The sequence below is a fragment of the Collinsella aerofaciens genome, assembly GCF_040926405.1.
Taxonomy (GTDB): Bacteria; Actinomycetota; Coriobacteriia; order Coriobacteriales; family Coriobacteriaceae; genus Collinsella.
Genome location: NZ_JBCOIG010000029.1, coordinates 1 through 17,054, shown reverse-complemented (window position 1 = coordinate 17,054; position 17,054 = coordinate 1). Strand labels below are relative to the sequence as shown.

The window sequence follows — 17,054 nt, the reverse complement described above, 5'->3', positions numbered from 1 at the left end:
GGTAGCCCGTACCAGATTCGAACTGGTGATCTCCGCCTTGAGAGGGCGGCGTCCTAAACCGCTAGACGAACGGGCCACATGACATCTGCACTGCCGTGCTGCGAGGAAATATATTACGGGACAAAAAACGTCAGCGCAAGAAGAAATTCCAAATTGCCGAAAAATTGTCGGCAGGTTATGGAATACGCAGGTAAACTTGGTAGCTAATTCAAGTTGAGATGAACCAAAAGAGCTTCGCGCTCGTTGGGAATATCGTCTTCGATCACGGCGTCGAGGGCGGAGTTGAGAAGCTGACCCAGTTCCGGCCCGGGCTTGACTCCGGCACGGATCAGGTCGCCGCCGTTGATGGCGAGCATCTTGAGCGTATAGGGCTCCCCTGCCTTCAGCAGCTCGTGCGCCAGCGCGCGCATCTCCTCAATCGTCTCAACATAATAGAAGCACGACGGGGCCTTGCCAAGTGTGTCGGCACGCTTAAGGTCCATGAGCTCGTCAATCAGGCGGGCCGTGTCGACGCCCTCACCCGAAAGCGCGCGCATCATATTGAGCAGGCAGGAGCGCTCGGGGCGCAGCGGCTTGTCATGGTATTTGATGAGCAGGCACACGTCGCGCACCAAGTCGTGCGAGAGGGCCAGGCGATCCATAATGACGCGCGCCTTCTTGGCGCCGAGCTCGGGATGACCGTAGAAGTGTCCGCTGCCGGCGTGATCGACCGTGAAGCACTCGGGCTTGGACACATCGTGCAAAAACGCCGCCCACATAAGGCTCGACGAGGGCGCGACGCCGTCACACAGCGCGAGCTCCCCCGCCACCGTCAGCACACGGGCGATATGCACGTAGACGTTAAACGCATGATAGACACTGCGCTGATCAAACCCGCGACCCGCTGCCAACTCGGGCACGGCGGCGCAGATGAGCTCGGGATAGCGGAGCATCGCGTCTCCCCCATGACCGGTCGAAAGAATGCCCTCGAGCTCAATACCCACACGCTCACGCGCCACGGCTTCGAGCAGCGGCGCGCACTCGGCAAGCGCACGCTTGGTCTCGGGCTCAATCATAAAGTCGAGACGGCAGGCAAAGCGCACCGCACGCAGCATGCGCAGGGCGTCCTCGTTAAAGCGACGCTTGGGATCGCCGACAGCGCGAATCAGCTTGCGCTCCAAGTCACCCTGGCCGTCGTAGCGGTCGACAAGCCCGCGCTCGGGATGCCAGGCCATGGCATTGACGGTAAAGTCGCGGCGCGCCAGATCGTCCTCGAGCGAGGCGGCACGCTCCACACTCTGGGGATGGCGACCATCGGTGTAAAAGCCATCCAGACGGTACGTGGTGACCTCGATACGCTCGCCATCGGAAATAGCCGTGATTCCGCCAAATTTAATGCCCGACTCCACAACCGCGATGCCGGCGGCCTCGAGCGCCGCTTTGGACTCCTGCCACAGGCCGCTACAGCACATATCAACATCGTGGCTGGGGTACCCCATCAGGGCGTCGCGCACCCAACCGCCCACGTACCAAGCCTCAAGACCAGCCGCCTCAAGCGCGCGCAGGACGCGCAGGGACGCATCGGACGGTTGAGTACCGTTGAGCGAAACAATGCACATGCCTATGGCCTCCTGCGACTATCAAATTGGCTATCGATTGCGTCTGCAAGAAGTCTAGCAAGAAACAGCCTCCACTGCACACGCAAGTCCGATAAACAAAAACGCATCCGTCCTAGTCTAAGACGGATGCGAAATAATCAAACTATTCAGACAAGGTGCCGGAACTAGCAGACCTGGCGAACCTCGATGTGCTTCTTATATTCGTCCACCTTGGCAAAATCACCCAGACCGGGGCACTCGACCACGTTGGCGCCAGTGGCCATCGAAAGGCGCAGGGCGTCCTCGACGCGCTCGGGGGCGTCGTGCCACACGGACAGGAAGGCAGCGAGCGAGGAATCGCCGGCGCACACCGTCGACAGCAGCTTGACGTCGAAGGTGCGGTTGGCAAACCAGATATGCTCGCCGTTGGAGAAGTACGCACCGGCGCCACCAAGGGTCAGCAGCACGTTCTTGGCGCCCTTGGCGTGCAGCTCGGCCATAGCGCCCTTGACGGACTCGTCGTCGCCACCGCTCACCTTGATGCCAAAGATGTCAAGCAGCTCGTCGTCATTGGGCTTGATCAGCAGTGGCTCCAGAGCAATGAGGTCTGCCAGCTGATGGCTCGAGATGTCGAGGACGAACTCGGCCCCCTTGGCCTTGACACGGCGCAGGACCTCGGCCAAGAAGCCCTCGGAAGTGTTGGGAGGCAGCGAGCCGCTGATGACCAGGCAGGTCATGTCATCGAGCGAATCGATAAGTTCAAACATCTCCTGCTCGTTGGCCTCATTGATGGCGGCACCGGCATTGACCATGTTGTACTCGGTGTCGGGACCGGCGTTGAGGAACACATTGACGCGCGTAATACCGTCGGTCCACACGGGCTTGACGGGCACGCCCAGGGCCTCGGCGCCCTTAACGATAAACTCACCCGAGAAGCCGGCGAAGAAACCCAGGATCGTGGTGTCGACACCATAGTGGTCAAGCGTAAACGAGACGTTGAGGCCTTTGCCGTTGGGCGTGTAGACGGCATTGCGGGTACGCGTGACGGTATTGGCAGTAAGGCCGTCGCAGGCGATGTTGTAATCAATGGCGGGATTAGCAGTGAGCGTGTAAATCATGAATGTTCCTTTCACGAAGCAACGTGTTAATGAAAGTATATTCCACGCATCGGTAAAAGGCTAGGACAACTCGGTGAACGGTGTGGAAGCGATGAAGTACGGCAGGACACCTCTCCCCCATGGCGGAACAAAAAAGGCGCCCCGGCCGAAACCGGGGCGCCGCATGCGCACGAATATGTCGCGTTTCGATTACTGACGATCGAGCTTGCGGACAGCAACGCGCTTGCTGTACTCGTCGACGTGACCGAAGTCACCAATGCCGACGGACTCGGCAACGTTGGCGCCGGTGGCCATAGCGAGCTTCATGGCCTCCTCGACGTTGTCGCGATCCCTGTACCACTTGTGCAGGAACGCAGCGAGGGTGCAGTCGCCGGCGCAGACGGAAGAGACCAGCTTGATGTTGAACTCACGCTTGGCGTACCAGATGTCCTCGCCGTTGGAGAAGTAAGCGTCGCCGCGGCTACCACGGGTGAGCAGCACGTTCTGAACGCCAGCGTCGTGAGCCATCTTCATGGCGACACGAACCTCGTCGTCGGTGTCGACCGGCACGCCGAAGATGGCCTTCATCTCGTGATGGTTCGGCTTGATGAGCAGCGGCTTCTTGTGAGCGAGCTCCTTGAGCTTATCGGAGGACAGGTCCAGGACGACGTCAGCGCCACGAGCCTGAGCGTGCTCCATGACCTGAGCCAGGAAGTCGGGCGTAGCTTTGGGAGGCACGGAGCCGGAGACGATCAGGCACTCGAGATCGCCCGCGGTGTCCAGGATGTTGTAGAGCTCCTCCTGGTGCTGCGGCGTGATCGGGGCGCCGGGGTTCAGGATGCCGTACTCGTGCTGGCCATCGTTGACGTAGGTGTTAATGCGCGTGATACCGTCGGTCCAGACCGGGCGGCAGAGGCAACCCAGGTTCATGACCTCCTCGACGATGAACTTGCCCGTGAAGCCAGCGAAGAAGCCGAGCGCGACGGTGTCGACGCCCATCTTCTTAAAGGCGAAGGACACGTCGAGGCCCTTGCCGTTAGCCGTGTAGCTGGCCGAACCGGTGCGGACGTTCTCGTCGGGCTCGAGCGGAGAGCTCGAAACCGTCATGTCGACAGCCGGGTTAGCGGTTAGCGTGTAGAACATTTACAGTACCCCCTGTATATGTGAGGGCCGCGTGGCCGGCCCATTCCAACCACGCGGTTACCTCTGATACCAAATTAGCGAGCTGCGGACTCGAGCAGTGCCTTGACCTCGGCGGCGGTGTTGCAGGCGAGCGCCTTCTCGGCGAGCTCGTCGCACTCGGCCTTGGTCCACTGGCTGATGGTCTTACGGGCGCGCAGGATCGACGGAGCACTCATCGAGAACTCCTCCAGGCCCCAGCTGATCAGCAGCGGCTCGAGCAGCGGATCGGCAGCGGCCTCGCCGCACATACCGACCATGATGCCGGCCTTCACGCCGCTCTCGATGATGTTCTTGAGCGAGCGGAGCACGGCGGGATAGTAAACCTGGTACAGGTTGGAGATGGTGTCGTTGCCACGGTCGGCGCACATGGTGTAGCCGATCAGGTCGTTGGTGCCGATGGAGAAGAAGTCGGCGACCTCGGCAAGACGGTCTGCAAGCAGCGAAGCGGCGGGCGTCTCGACCATGATGCCGACCTCGATGTTCTCGTTGAACTTGCGCCCCTCTTCGGTCAGCTCGGCCTTGCACTGCTCGACGAGCTCCTTGACAGCCAAGACCTCCTCGACGCAGGTGACGAGCGGGATCATGATCTTGACGTCACCGAAGGCGCTAGCGCGCAGCAGAGCGCGGAGCTGGACCTTGTACTGGTCGGGATTGGCCAAGCAGTAACGCACGGCGCGGAAGCCCATGAAGGGGTTGTCTTCCTTGACCATATGCAGATACGGAATCTCCTTGTCGCCACCCACATCGAGCGTGCGGATGATGACCGGAGCACCCTTGAGCGCGCTGGCGACCTTACGGTAGGCGTTGAACTGCTCCTCCTCGGAAGGAAGCTCAGCAGAGTCCATGAACAGGAACTCGGAGCGGAACAGACCGATAGCCTCGGCGTCGTGATCGAGCGCGTTGGGCACGTCATCGGGGTTACCGATGTTGCAGGCGATGATCTTCTTGATGCCATCAGCAGTCACGGACGGCTTGCCACGGAAGGCCTCGAGGGCTGCCTTCTCGGCAGCGAAGGCCTCGGCCTTGGCGGTGTAGGCAGCGAGCGTCTCCTCGTCGGGATCGGCCTCGACGATACCCTTGCCGCCGTCGACGACAACGGTCATGCCGTTGCGCAGTGCGGTGCAGCTGTTGGAGACCGAAAGGACAGCCGGGATCTCGAGGGCGCGCGCAATGATCGCGGAGTGCGACGTGCGGCCACCGGTCTCGGTGACGATACCGGCAACGTGGGCCTTATCGATCGTGGCGGTCATGGACGGCGTAAGGTCGTGCACGACAACGACGGTGTTCTCGGGCAGGACGGAAAGGTCGACGACCTCCTTGCCCAGCAGCTCGGCCAGAATACCGGTGCGGATGTCGGCGATGTCGGCCGCGCGCAGACGGAACATCTCGTCGTCCATGGACAGGAACATGTTCTCGAACATGGTCGAGGTGTCCATGAGCGCCTGCTCGGCGCAGGTGCCGCCGTCAATAGCGGCGTTAATGGCGTCGGTCATGCCCGGATCCTGAGCCAGGACAATGTGTCCGCTCATGATCTCGGCCTCGGCCTCGCCCACCGTCTCCTTCATGTGGTCGGCCTGAGCCTGAGTCTTCTCGCAGAAGACCGAAAGAGCAGCCTGATAGCGCTCTTTCTCTGCTGCCGAATCAGCGACCTCGTGCGGTTCAAACGTCAAGTCGGGATCGACGGCGACCATGACGGTGCCGATACCGATGCCCTCGGATGCGTTGACTCCCTGATACATTCCCATTCCTCTCTCCGTGTCATGTGATAAAGCGTTTTGCCATATCCATGACAAAAGAGCGCAGCTACCTTGAACAGGTCACTGCGCCCCCAAGTATGAACTTAATTGTTCAACATGCGACCCGTTTGAGTTCTACTCGCCAAGACCGCTCTTGATGAGCTCGATGGCAGCAGCCAGAGCCTCGGCCTCGTCGGCGCCGTCGCACTTGACCTCGACCTCGGTACCGCAAGGGATACCAGCAGCCATGAGGGCCATCGGGGACTTGCCGTTGACCTCCTTCTCGGGGGTGACGACCGTCACGTCACAGGCGTACTTGCCCATGGTGGAGGCGAACAGACCAGCCGGACGCATGTGCAGACCCTGAGGATTAACGAGGGTAGCCTTCTCAGAAACCATAATTGACTCCTTTTTGTGTTTAACCCCTGTCATGCATGTGGCAGGAGTCAGATTCACGACGTTGTTTATATTAACTCACATCAAACGGTTTTTCATTATGTTTCAGACGAATTATTGGACAGATGTGTTTGTCGTCCGCTTGCTCGCCGGGCGGGGCGATTAAGTTTGCTGCTCTACAGTCCTGCGCAAGACGGAAAGCACATTAAGTGCTTTCCTTTGCGTGCGGAACTCGAGACAAACTTAATCGCCCCGCCCGGCGGGCGAGCTGCGGAAACTCGGTCGGTCCAGAGCAATATCGTGCAAACGGAAATCTGGCTGATGATCTGTTCGCGACAAAGACTCGATAGGTAGCCCCCTCTATGCCCTTTTGTAAGTTGCGGTGAAATAGGGACTGAATTTGGAGTTGAATCGTTTAAACAGTCCCTATTTCACCGCAACTTATAGGAGGGGTAGAAAAAGGCGGAGGCCCTGGAGAGGGACTCCGCCTTATATACAGGGGGCGATGGTATTCGCGTGTTGCGGGATTAGACCAGGCGGGCGTTGATCGTCTTGGCGATCTTGGCGGCGTCGGTGGAACCCTTGACGGTGGCACGGAAGTCCTCGTCCATGAGCGCCTCGGCGACCTTGGACAGGATCTTAAGGTGCGTGGTGCCGGCCTGGGCACCCGGGATGAGCAGCGCGATGGCCACGTTGACGGGAGCGCCGTCCATGGTGTCCCAACCGGTCACACCGGACTCGTCCTTGACGACGATGACGGCAGCCTCGGTAATGGCGTCGGACTTGGCATGCGGGATGGCGAAACCCTCCATCATGCCCGTGGTGCCCTCGGCCTCGCGGGCCAGGAAGGCGTTCATCACGGCGTCGGCGTCGCAGGCGATACCGGCCTTGACAGCCTGGTTGGAAACGAAGCTCAGAGCCTCGTCACGAGAAGCGAAGTCCTCGGCGACAAAGACATTCTCGACCTTCACGAAGTCGGCAGCCTCGGCCTTGGGGGCCTCGACGGCAGCGGCCTTGGGGGCCTCAACGGACCTGGCTACAGGAGCGGCCTTCTGATTCTTCTCGAAGTCGTACTTCTTGAAGGCCACGAACAGGATGCCACCGACCACAGCGCCGATGAGGATCGCGAGGACCCACAGCGGACCGTTCTCGACAACGGGCAGGACCAGGAAGCCGCCGTGAGGCGCCGGATCGTGAACGTTGAAGAAGATGGTCAAGATGGAAGCGATGGAAGAACCGAGCATCATGATGGGCATGACGGGCCAGATGTTCTTGGTCATGAACGGAATGGCGCCCTCGGTGATGTGGGTGCAACCAAGGATGAGGTTGACGATACCGGCGTCATGATCCTCCTGGCTGAAGTACTTCTTGCCGACAACGACGGCGAAGGTGGTGATCAGCGGCGGAACGATGCAAGCGGCGGAGACGGCAGCCATGAAGTTGGTGCCGAAGTTGTAGGTCTCGGTGCCGACGCCAGCTTCGAGAGCGGTACCGAGCAGGAAGGTGCCAGTAGCGTAAGCAGCCTTGTTGACCGGGCCGCCCATATCAAAGGCGCACATGCAGCCGATGGCCAGGCCAAGGATCACCGGACCGGAGTTACCGAGGCTCTGCAGGAAATCCATCATGCCCTGGTTAATGGCAGCCATGGGGCCGGAAATACCGAGCATGACCAGGCCGACGATGGCGGTAGAGCACAGCGGATACAGGAAGATCGCCTTCAGGCCATTAAGGCTCGCGGGAATTTTAGAGAAAACCTTCTCGAGCAGCAAAATGACATAGCCGGCGAGGAAGCCGCCGACGATGCCGCCCAGGAAGCCAAAGCCCACACCCGAGCCTCCAGCGTCGATCATGCCGGTATCGGCGTTAACGGGCAGACCCTGGATGGCAATCATACCGGCAACAAAGCCGGGGACGAGCGCCGGGCGCTTGCCGATAGACTCGGCGATGTAGGCGGAGAGCACCGGAACCATGAGGTTCATGGCGATACCGCCGATAATCTTGAGCATCGCGGCAAAGCTGTTGTAGTCGGCAGCCGTCGAATCAAAGGACGTGATGCCCCACAGGAACGAAATGGCGGTCAGAACACCACCGGCAACGACGAAGACCAGCATGTGGCTGACGCCGTTCATGAGGTGCTTGTAGATGACGTGACCGATGGACTCCTTCTCCTCGACCTCGTCCTCGACATCGGCGGCAGTGGCAACCGTGTCGTCGCCCTTGGCGGCGAGCGCGCGGTCGATCAGCTTTCCGGCGGCCTCGACGGACAGGGCCTTGGAAACACCGACGGAAACCATGGGCTTACCGGCGAAACGCTCAGCCTGGACATCCTTATCGGCTGCGACGACGACGGCCTTGGCACCGGCGATCTCGCTCTTGGTGAGCTCGTTCTCGACACCGACCTGGCCATGAGTCTCGACCTTAATGGTCAGACCTCGCTCGGCAGCTGCCTTCTCCAGCGCCTCCTTCGCCATGAAGGTGTGCGCAATGCCGGTCGGGCAACCGGTCGCGGCGATGATGTCAAACTTAGCCATGTGTCCCTCCTTTTTAAGTTTTGCGCCCGCAGGCGCTCCCCTACACGCGCTTCAATGCGCGTTTTTCCACACTTGAAAGATACCAACCTACCGTCCGCGTGAGAAGAGACAAGGCGAAATTCTCCGGTGAAAGGTTCTTTCATAACCGTAAACGGTAAGTGAAAGTTTACCATCAACACTTGAAACGGCAAGGTGTATCTTGTAATTGAAAATGCCCGTATACTATGGCATTGCAAATCAAGTTAGATTTTCATGCCAACCAGGAGCCATCCATGACCGATAGTAGCAAGAGCGCACTTTCCCTCATTAGCACCCATCAGGGATACAGCGAATCCGAGCAGCGCATTGTCGAATATATATTGGAGCACCAGTCCGAGGCTCCACGCCTCACGGCGGCTCAGCTCTCACGCGCCGCTGCCACGTCCGAGGCGACCGTTTCGCGCTTCTGCCGCAAGCTTGGGTTTGGCAGCTTCCGCAGCTTTCAGTTTTCGTTGGCGAGGGATTTGGAAAGCCAGCGAAACGAGGGCCTGACCGACGAGGTCTCGCTCGACAACATGGAGCAGAGCCTTAAAAATATCCTCGCCGCCAAGGTGAGTGAGCTTAATGCGACCATCGACGGCATTGATCACGACACGTTGGCCGCAGTTGTACACGCGCTTAAGAATGCCGGCGTTATTGAGTTCGCCGCCGTGGGCAATACAAACGCGGTCGCGCTCGACGCAACATTTAAGTTTTCGCAGCTGGGCCTGCGCTGCATGACGAGTACCATTAGCGAGACATCGATCGGCTTTGCGCTCACGTTGCGCCCGGGTGACGTCATCGTGCTAATCTCAAACTCCGGCAAATCGCGCCGACTGAATCGCATGGCAAAAGCGGCTCGCGACTGCGGCGCAACCGTAGTCGTCATCAGCAGCGACAGCAAGTCTCCACTCGCGCGCCTGGCAGACTACACTTTTAATACCGTCAACCACGAAGCACTGCTGACAACGGGCGACTTCGCGTTCTCCAAGATGAGCGCCACGATGATCATCGAGGTCATCTACAACTTCCTGCTGCCCGAAATCGAGGACGCCCGAGAGCACATCAGCTACTATGAGGAACTCATCCAACCGGATAAGGTCGTGGAGTAAAACACGAAGTGGGACAAAAAATTCAGTCTATTTTGTCCCACCAACACCGCTGATACGACCTAACCTCGAGCTTCTTCAAGCATCTGCTTGGCATGCGCCAAGCTCGCCTCCGATTGATCGCCGCTCAGCATGCGGGCGATCTCGGCGGTACGGGCATCGCCGGTCACCTCGTCCAGGTGCGTTTGGGGAACATCGCCCGGCTCTTTACTGACCACGTAATGCTTGTCGGCCATGACCGCAACCTGCGCCAGGTGGGTTACGACAATGACCTGATGCGTGGCGGCAAGATCGGCCAGCACACCAGCAAGAGCACGAGCCGTAGAGCCGCCGACACCAGCATCGACCTCGTCGAACACCAGTGTATCCACGCCATCCGCGTTGCCGAGGACAACCTTGCTCGCCAGCATAACGCGGCTGAGCTCGCCACCCGACGCAATACGGCGCAGGGGACGCGGCGTCAATCCAGCGCCGCTGCGATACAAAAGCTCATAGCTCGAAGGGCCAGCAAGCGTCCACTCGGCGCGGGGAAGATCACGCGACTCCCAGACGAGTTCGGCGCCCCCCATTTCCAGACGCGCCATTTGGCGGCCAACCTCATGACAAAAACGCGGGGCCGCCGTATTGCGTGCACGTTTAAGCGCCTTGGCGGCGGCGAACAGTTCATGCTCCGCTGCGCCAAGCGCTTCACGCGCCTTTCTGATCTGTTCATCGCCATCATCGACCAGGGACAGCAGCTCTTGCGAGCGATCGCGCATGGCAAAAACATCGTCCATGGTAGGACCCCACTGACGCAGCAGGCCCTTGAGGTCGGAATACCGCTCACGCATGCGAGCGAGCTCGCGCGGATCGAAGGCGACGCCATCGCGATAGGCACGAAGTTCGTTCGCGCAATCCTCAAGGGAGATACAGGCATCCGAAAGCAAATCGGCAATGTCGCCAAGTTTGCGATCGACGGAAGCCATACGGGAAAGTTCTGCCACGGCGCTGTTCACGGCATCGAGCGCTCCCCCTTCAGAGGCAAGCGATGCATGGGCATCATTAGCTGTGGCAACCAGCACCTCGGCATGTTCGGAGCGCGGCAGCAGCTCCTCGAGCTCCTCGTACTCGCCCGGTTTGGGGTCGACCTCGGCGATGCGCTCCAGGGCGAAGCGCGTCTCCTCGACGCGACTCCCCTGCGCACGCGAGGCCTCCTCGACGCGACGGACCTCCTTGGCAGCCGCGCGCGAGGCTTTAAAGCACGCACGGTAGTGCTCAAGCGCCTCGAGCGCCGGGCGCCCTGCCCATGCATCGACCATGGCAACATGATGCGCCGGGTCGAGCAGGCGCTGGTGCTCGTGCTGACCACAAAGATCCATCATCACGCCGACGCGCTCCGAAAGTTCGCGAACGCTGGCGATGCGGCCGTCAATTTTTACGCGACTGCGGCCCTCGGCAGAAAGGCTGCGCTGTACGGTGAAACCCTCCGTGTCGTGCGGACCGTCAAACAGACGCGCCTCGACGCTGGCAAGCGTCTCGCCTTCGCGCACCGTCGACGAATCTGCGCGCTCGCCCAAAATGAGCTTGAGGGCCGAGAGCAGCGCGGTCTTGCCGGCGCCGGTCTCGCCGGTCAGGACAGTCAGGCCGGCACTCGGCACCAGCGTCGCCTCGCGAATGAGTGCAATGTTAGAAACCTGAAGCTCATCGATCATGGCGGACTCCGTAGAATACGCGGCTCACCGAGTTGTAAAAACTCTCGGGGCCGTAGTCGAGCAGCAGCACATCGCCGGGGCCTCGGCGCACGGCCACGCTCTCGACCGTGCCGTCGCAGGTAATAAACTGTCCATCGATAGCGATCGCCGGAACGCTCGGACGGTCATCAGACATAAAGATTTCGACGACATCGCTCGGCGAAGTCAAGAAAGCGCGAGCTTGAATGGTGTGCGGCGCAATGGGTACGCAGACCATGCCCGTATAGTCAGGGCTCACGATGGGGCCACCGGCGCTGAGCGCGTAACCCGTAGAACCAGTCGCCGTCGAAACGACGACACCGTCACCGCGTAGGCGGTCGATATGGTGACCGGACACCGTGATGTCAAACTCGACCATATCGGACAGGGGGCCGCGGGTAAGCGCCATGTCGTTGAGGGCGAAGGTGCGCACGACATCCTTCGTACCATCTTCGCGCACGGACACGATATCCGCGGCGATGGTAGCGCGACGGCTCACATGCAGCTCGCCGGACAGGGCGTCGCTCACGACCTGCAGAATGTCGCGCTCCTCGGGACTCGCAGCAGTTAAAAAACCCAGGTGACCATAGGAAAGACCGAGGATAGGAATCTCACGATGGTTGAGGATGCGGGCAGCGCGCAACAACGTACCGTCGCCGCCGAGCGTAATTACCAGATCGGAGCCGTCAATATCAGGCGTGCTCTGAATCTTGGATCGCTGGTCGGCAGCCCATGCGACCTCATAGCCCTGGCGCGTCAGCCAAAGCTCGAGCATCAGGCCGCTCTCGACCGCCTCTTGCTTGTAGTAATTGGGAACCAGAAAGACCTTCATAGCGTTGCAGCTTTCTCGCTCAAAACCGATATCTGGGATTGCAGCTCGTCTTTCGAACGGTCGCCGGGGACTAACCTCTTGCCGTACAGGAAAAACTCAACGTTGCCCTTGGCACCATGAATGGGTGACACGCACACATCGACCGGGAACAGGCCCTTTGCAGCAAAGAGTTCAACCGCCGCCAAGAGTGTATCGCGGCGCACGACGGGATCGGTCACAATGCCGCCCTCGCCCACCAGCGCCGCCGGAGCCTCAAACTGCGGCTTTACGAGCGTGCAGAATGCACCCGTAGGAGCCAGGCACGCCAGTACCGCATCGATAATGTTCGCGATGCTGGTAAACGAGACATCACACACAGCCAGGTCGATGACGCCGGCATAGCCAAGCTCAGGCAGCTGCGTCACGTTTGTGCGCTCATGCAGCGTCACGCGATCGTCCTGACGCAACGACCAATCGAACTGGGCGCGACCCACGTCCACCGAGACAACGGTCGCAGCTCCGCGCTTGAGCAGGCAATCGGTAAAACCGCCGGTAGAGCAGCCCACATCCAGACAGGCAAGGCCCGTCGGATTGATGCCAAACGCATCAAGCGCGCCTTCGAGCTTAAGACCGCCACGGCCAACATAGGGAATGCGCCCCTTCACGTGCAGCGGCAGCCCCGGGATCACCTTAAGCCCCGGCGAAGTCAAGCGCTCACCGCCACTCGAGACCAAGCCGGCCATAAGAGTGCGAAGGGCATCCGCGCGATCGGCGCAGATGCCCTGTGAAATCAGTTCGTCATCAAGACGCACACGTTTCATGAATGCCATCAACCATTCGTATCCGGAGATGCGGCCTAGCTATCCTGGGATTCGTTTGCCGCATCCTCATCGTATTCCTGCTCGAGCTTGTCGGCCTCACGCGGTGTCAACTCAAACTTGTCGACCATATCGACCGCGCGGGAGCCCAGCTCAATCGCTTCGTCAAACAAATCGAGCGAACGCTCCAAGGAGGTATCCTTGGAGCGAACGGTAGCGATGATCTGATCCAGACGGTCCGAGATCTCGTCGAAGTTGCGGACGGAACCCTCTGGCATGGCTACTCCTCGACGGAGTCGACAACAGCCTCGGCGGCGTCCGAATCCTCGGCCAGCACGCCAGCCTCAGCCTGGGCAACCGCAACCTTGGCGGCAGCCTCGGCGGCCTGGGCCTCCTCGCGGGCACGGTCCTCGGCCAGCAGCTCTTGGTACAGGTCCTCGCCCGGCAGCTCCTCGCTGCGAGCGATCTTGCCCAGCACGCCGTTGACGAACGACGCAGACTGGTCGGTGCCATAGGCCTTGGCAAGCTCGACGGCCTCGTTGATCACGATGGCGTCCGAAACCTCCTCGTCGGTGAGGAAACGCATCTCGTAAACGGCGATACGAAGCAGATTGCGATCGGCGCCGGGCATGCGCATAAGATCCCAGTTCTTGGCAACGGAGCGCAGGGCGCAGTCGATGCGGTCGATATGCTCGTAAGCACCACGGCACAGCTCCAGCGCATACGGGTCGAGGGGACCCTTCGAGATCAGGAAATCGCCCTCGAGGACGCGCTCGAGCGGGCTGTCCGTGGCCTCGGCCTGGAACAGCAGCTGCAGCGCCTGACTGCGGGCAAGCGTACGCCCGCGATAAACCTTAAGACTCAAAGGTTACTCCTTGGGGAAAACGAGGCCGTCGATGCAAACGTCAACGCGCTCGACCTCGACGCCAACCTGGGCATCGATGGCGGCGACCACGGCGGCGCGAACGGCCTCGGCGAGTTTCTTGAACGGATAGCCAAAGAACACCACGACACGCACGGTGAGTGCGAGCTTGTCGCCGACGACCTCGGCCTCGACCGCCGGCTCGGAAGCCGGGGCCTTGGACGAGAGCATCATGGAGACAAGGTTGGTGGCAAGGTCCTTGACGCCAACGGAGGCGATGCCCTCGACATCGGACACGGCGCGCGAGACGATGGCGGTCAGAACATCGGGCGAAATGCCGATGCCGTCAATCTTGATTTCCTGGGGCATGAGTCCTCCTAGAAGATTTGGTTGCTAGACGCGGGAGACGAACTTGCCGTCGCGGGTGTCAACCTTGATGACCTCGCCCTCGTTGAGGTACATGGGAACCTGGATGACAGCGCCGGTATCGATCGTGGCCGGCTTGGTGGAACCCTGGACGGTGTCGCCCTTAAAGCCCGGGTCGGTCTGGACGATGGTGGTCTCGATGAACATCGGCGGGGTCACGCCCATGAGCTCATCGTCGGCGAAGAGCAGCTGGCAGACGTCGTTCTCGCGCAGCCACTTGGAGTTCTCGCCCACCATGTCCTCGGGAACGGGAACCTGCTCATAGGACTCGTTGTCCATGAAGATGTAGTCGGTGCCATCGTTGTAGAGGTACTGGAACTCACGGGTGGTGAGCATGACGCTCTCGAACTTGGTGCCGGCGTTGCAGGTGTTCTCGACGACGCGGCCGCTCTTGATGTCGCGGGTCTTGTAGCGTACAAACGCGCCGCCCTTGCCCGGCTTGACATGCTGGAACTCGACGATGGTGTAGACCTTGTCCTTGATGCGGAGACCGAGGCCGTTCTTGAAGTCGGCGGTAGAAATGGTAGGCATAGCGACCTTTCTTGTTATGGGCAGAACGCACAAGCGTCCAAATTACATACGACAGAAATTATACACTTGCAGACGGCGCCTGCAGCGAGCGCATAAAAAGAGAACGCGGGGCGTCCGAATCGATCCGAACGCCCCGCCCCAAACTATCTACCGAAGTAGACTAGCAGTCGATAACGTGCAGGTCGTGCGGGGTCTTGGTGAAGGGCTCGTAGCCGTTCTCGGTGACCACGCCGTAGTCCTCAAGGCGCACGCCGCCCACGCCGGGCAGGTAGACGCCGGGCTCCATGGTGACAACCGAGCCGATCTCGATGGTGTTCTTGCTGCGGTTGAAGTTGGGCAGCTCGTGGATGTCGATGCCCACGCCGTGGCCCAGACCATGGTTGTAGTAATCACCATAGCCGGCATCGCCGATGATCTTCTTGGAAAGCTTGAAGATGTCGTTACCCTCAACGCCCGGATGGATGGCGGCGACGCACTCCTCGTGCGTGCGGCGCACGAGTGCGTACAGGTCGAGCTGCTCCTGGGTGGGCTCGCCCATCACGACAGTGCGCGTCATATCGGAGCGGTAATCGCAGTAGCCCGCGCCGTAATCCATGAGGACGAAGTCGCCCTTCTCGATGACACGGTCACTCGGCACGGCATGCGGGTTGGCGGTGTTGGGGCCGCTCGCCACAATGGAGCCGAAGGCCAGGCTGTCGGCGCCGTTGGCGAACATAAAGTTCTCGAGCTCGTTGCGAACCTGCTTCTCGGTCATACCGGGCTTAATAAAGCCAAGCATGTGCTGGAAGGCGGCGTCAGTGATCGACTGTGCATGGCGCATGAGCTCGATCTCCTCGGCATCCTTGATGGCGCGCATCTTGCGGATGTCGTCGTGCATCAGCGGCAGCATGCAGGCGACGGAACGGTCCTCCAGGCCGCGCTGAATACCCTGGTAGAAGTTAATCTGCATATCGTCCTCGACAGCACAGACACGGCACTTGTTAGCCGCAATCTTGCCGGCGACCCAGCCGGGGATGGTACCCTCGTCCATGTCGTAGACCCAGGGGCTGCCGGCGGGCGTGTTCTCCTCAAAGCTGTTGAGGTAGCGCGAGTCGGTGTGGAACAGGCACTGGTCGACCGTAATAAACGCAGCGTGCGGGAACTCGAAGGTGTAGTCGAAGACGCCCTTCACGCCCGTAAGCCAACGAAGGTTGGCCTCGTCGCGCACCACGATGGCATCGTAGCCACGCTCGGCCATCAGGGCACGGACACGCTCGATACGACCGGCAGGACCGGCAGCAAACTCAGACATGCAGATTCCTTTCTTGTTGTCTCAAGATAGACGGGACGGGTCTCAACCGAACGACGGAATCGCATGCGATCCGCAACCGATTGAAAACCCGCCCCTCAACATGATACGAAAGACGATGGAAGTCAATAAATCTTAGAGAAGTTCTTTACGAGAAGCCAAGTAGGCGTGAGCATGGCGCTCAAGAACCTCGTCCTCAACGTTCGTTAGGCGAATTGCGCCGAGTGCCGCGGGCAGCGGCAGCATGCTGCGGTTTGAGCGCGCGAACTGCTGTCTGCGGAACTCCTCGATATATGCGGCAGGCTCCAGATCGAAGGCAAGTTCCTCGATACCAAAGTCCTCCAGACAGTCATCGACCTCAAAGACGTAATCGATATCGAAGTCGCAGGCGTCGTGGGCAAGGCGCGCCTCAAAGCGCATGCCCTCGGACAACAGCTGGTAGGCAGGGACCTGCGAAGCGGCATCGCCCAAGCAAGCGCGCAAGGTACGCTCCCCCGTCTTGCCAAAATCGAGCGCATGGCGGGCGCTCGGGTTCGTGGCCATCAGTACGTCCTTGCGAGCAGTCTGAGACCATTGAACGGCATTGACGAGCGCGACCTCCTCGCCCGCGAGAATCTCGGGGACGGTCTCAATAAACTGATTCCAGCGGGACTTGCTGCTCGAAAGCATGGTGCCAACAAGTACCGCATAGCCGAGCTTGAGGTCCTCGGGGTCCGCCTCGCGAACAAGATCGAGGTCACACACGACCAAACCCGGTTCGGGACGGAACGCGATAGCGGGAAGCGCATTGGCCGACGAGGCGACAAGCGGCTTCATGGTCGTCGCGACCGTGAGCATGGCGTCGAAGGTCGTCGGCAGCAGCGCGCACTCGGCTCGGCCACACCACTGGTTGGCGCACCAGCTAACAACCGAGCAGGTTGCGGCATCGCCAACGGCGACAACCAGATCGTCGCAGGTAACGCC

General features: G+C 60.2%; 16 protein-coding genes and 1 tRNA gene. 1 reads left to right on the top strand and 16 read right to left on the bottom strand.

Annotated elements, in window-relative coordinates:
* Positions 1-2 precede the first annotated feature (2 nt).
* The 7 genes from AB5758_RS08620 to AB5758_RS08590 all read right to left on the bottom strand — a co-directional run bounded on the left by AB5758_RS08620 (position 3) and on the right by AB5758_RS08590 (position 8,519).
* Positions 3-76 (bottom strand) — tRNA-Glu (locus AB5758_RS08620).
* Between the two features lie 127 nt (positions 77-203).
* Entirely contained in the window at positions 204-1,598 is a 1,395-nt protein-coding gene (locus AB5758_RS08615; protein ID WP_368141883.1) for a CCA tRNA nucleotidyltransferase, read from the bottom strand.
* 164 nt (positions 1,599-1,762) lie between these two features.
* Positions 1,763-2,695 (bottom strand): 1-phosphofructokinase family hexose kinase, encoded by a 933-nt coding sequence (locus AB5758_RS08610; RefSeq protein ID WP_006233968.1) that lies wholly within the window; start codon positions 2,693-2,695, stop codon positions 1,763-1,765.
* Between the two features lie 189 nt (positions 2,696-2,884).
* Positions 2,885-3,817 carry a 1-phosphofructokinase family hexose kinase gene (locus tag AB5758_RS08605; protein WP_006233969.1) on the bottom strand — a complete coding sequence of 311 codons (933 nt, stop codon included), beginning with the start codon at positions 3,815-3,817 and terminating at the stop codon, positions 2,885-2,887.
* Between the two features lie 74 nt (positions 3,818-3,891).
* Complete coding sequence (ptsP, locus tag AB5758_RS08600; protein ID WP_368141885.1) at positions 3,892-5,595, bottom strand: phosphoenolpyruvate--protein phosphotransferase; 1,704 nt, start codon at positions 5,593-5,595, stop codon at positions 3,892-3,894.
* A gap of 132 nt (positions 5,596-5,727) precedes the next feature.
* Positions 5,728-5,991, bottom strand: a complete 264-nt coding sequence (locus AB5758_RS08595) for an HPr family phosphocarrier protein (protein ID WP_022094575.1) — start codon at positions 5,989-5,991, stop codon at positions 5,728-5,730.
* Positions 5,992-6,515: 524 nt separating this feature from the next.
* Positions 6,516-8,519, bottom strand: a complete 2,004-nt coding sequence (locus AB5758_RS08590) for a fructose-specific PTS transporter subunit EIIC (RefSeq protein WP_346964663.1) — start codon at positions 8,517-8,519, stop codon at positions 6,516-6,518.
* 272 nt (positions 8,520-8,791) lie between these two features.
* Here AB5758_RS08590 and AB5758_RS08585 point away from each other — a divergent pair, with 272 nt between their 5' ends.
* Entirely contained in the window at positions 8,792-9,649 is an 858-nt protein-coding gene (locus AB5758_RS08585) for a MurR/RpiR family transcriptional regulator (RefSeq protein ID WP_368141937.1), read from the top strand.
* Between the two features lie 59 nt (positions 9,650-9,708).
* On the opposite strand, the gene AB5758_RS08580 is transcribed toward AB5758_RS08585, so the two are convergent.
* The 9 genes from AB5758_RS08580 to AB5758_RS08540 form a co-directional block, all read right to left on the bottom strand.
* Positions 9,709-11,337 (bottom strand): DNA repair protein RecN, encoded by a 1,629-nt coding sequence (locus AB5758_RS08580; protein WP_368141935.1) that lies wholly within the window; start codon positions 11,335-11,337, stop codon positions 9,709-9,711.
* On the bottom strand, positions 11,327-12,187 hold the full coding sequence (locus tag AB5758_RS08575; RefSeq protein WP_035138200.1) for an NAD(+)/NADH kinase: 861 nt from the start codon (positions 12,185-12,187) through the stop codon (positions 11,327-11,329). Before AB5758_RS08575 ends, AB5758_RS08580 begins: the two co-directional genes overlap by 11 nt.
* Positions 12,184-12,987 (bottom strand): TlyA family RNA methyltransferase, encoded by an 804-nt coding sequence (locus AB5758_RS08570; RefSeq protein WP_316370156.1) that lies wholly within the window; start codon positions 12,985-12,987, stop codon positions 12,184-12,186. The genes AB5758_RS08575 and AB5758_RS08570 overlap by 4 nt, the downstream gene beginning before the upstream one ends.
* A gap of 35 nt (positions 12,988-13,022) precedes the next feature.
* A complete protein-coding gene (locus AB5758_RS08565; RefSeq protein ID WP_006233978.1) occupies positions 13,023-13,262 on the bottom strand; it encodes an exodeoxyribonuclease VII small subunit in 240 nt (79 codons plus the stop codon).
* Positions 13,263-13,264: 2 nt separating this feature from the next.
* A complete protein-coding gene (gene nusB / locus AB5758_RS08560; RefSeq protein WP_138112426.1) occupies positions 13,265-13,849 on the bottom strand; it encodes a transcription antitermination factor NusB in 585 nt (194 codons plus the stop codon).
* Positions 13,850-13,852: 3 nt separating this feature from the next.
* Positions 13,853-14,215, bottom strand: coding sequence for an Asp23/Gls24 family envelope stress response protein (locus AB5758_RS08555; protein WP_006233982.1), 363 nt, complete (start codon positions 14,213-14,215; stop codon positions 13,853-13,855).
* 24 nt (positions 14,216-14,239) lie between these two features.
* The gene (gene efp, locus AB5758_RS08550; protein WP_117799248.1) at positions 14,240-14,803 is read right to left on the bottom strand and encodes an elongation factor P; all 564 of its coding nucleotides are present in this window, start codon (positions 14,801-14,803) and stop codon (positions 14,240-14,242) included.
* 160 nt (positions 14,804-14,963) lie between these two features.
* Positions 14,964-16,094, bottom strand: a complete 1,131-nt coding sequence (locus tag AB5758_RS08545) for a M24 family metallopeptidase (RefSeq protein ID WP_138112424.1) — start codon at positions 16,092-16,094, stop codon at positions 14,964-14,966.
* Between the two features lie 132 nt (positions 16,095-16,226).
* Positions 16,227-17,054: hypothetical protein (locus tag AB5758_RS08540; protein ID WP_368155495.1), on the bottom strand; the 828-nt coding region annotated here is incomplete at its 5' end.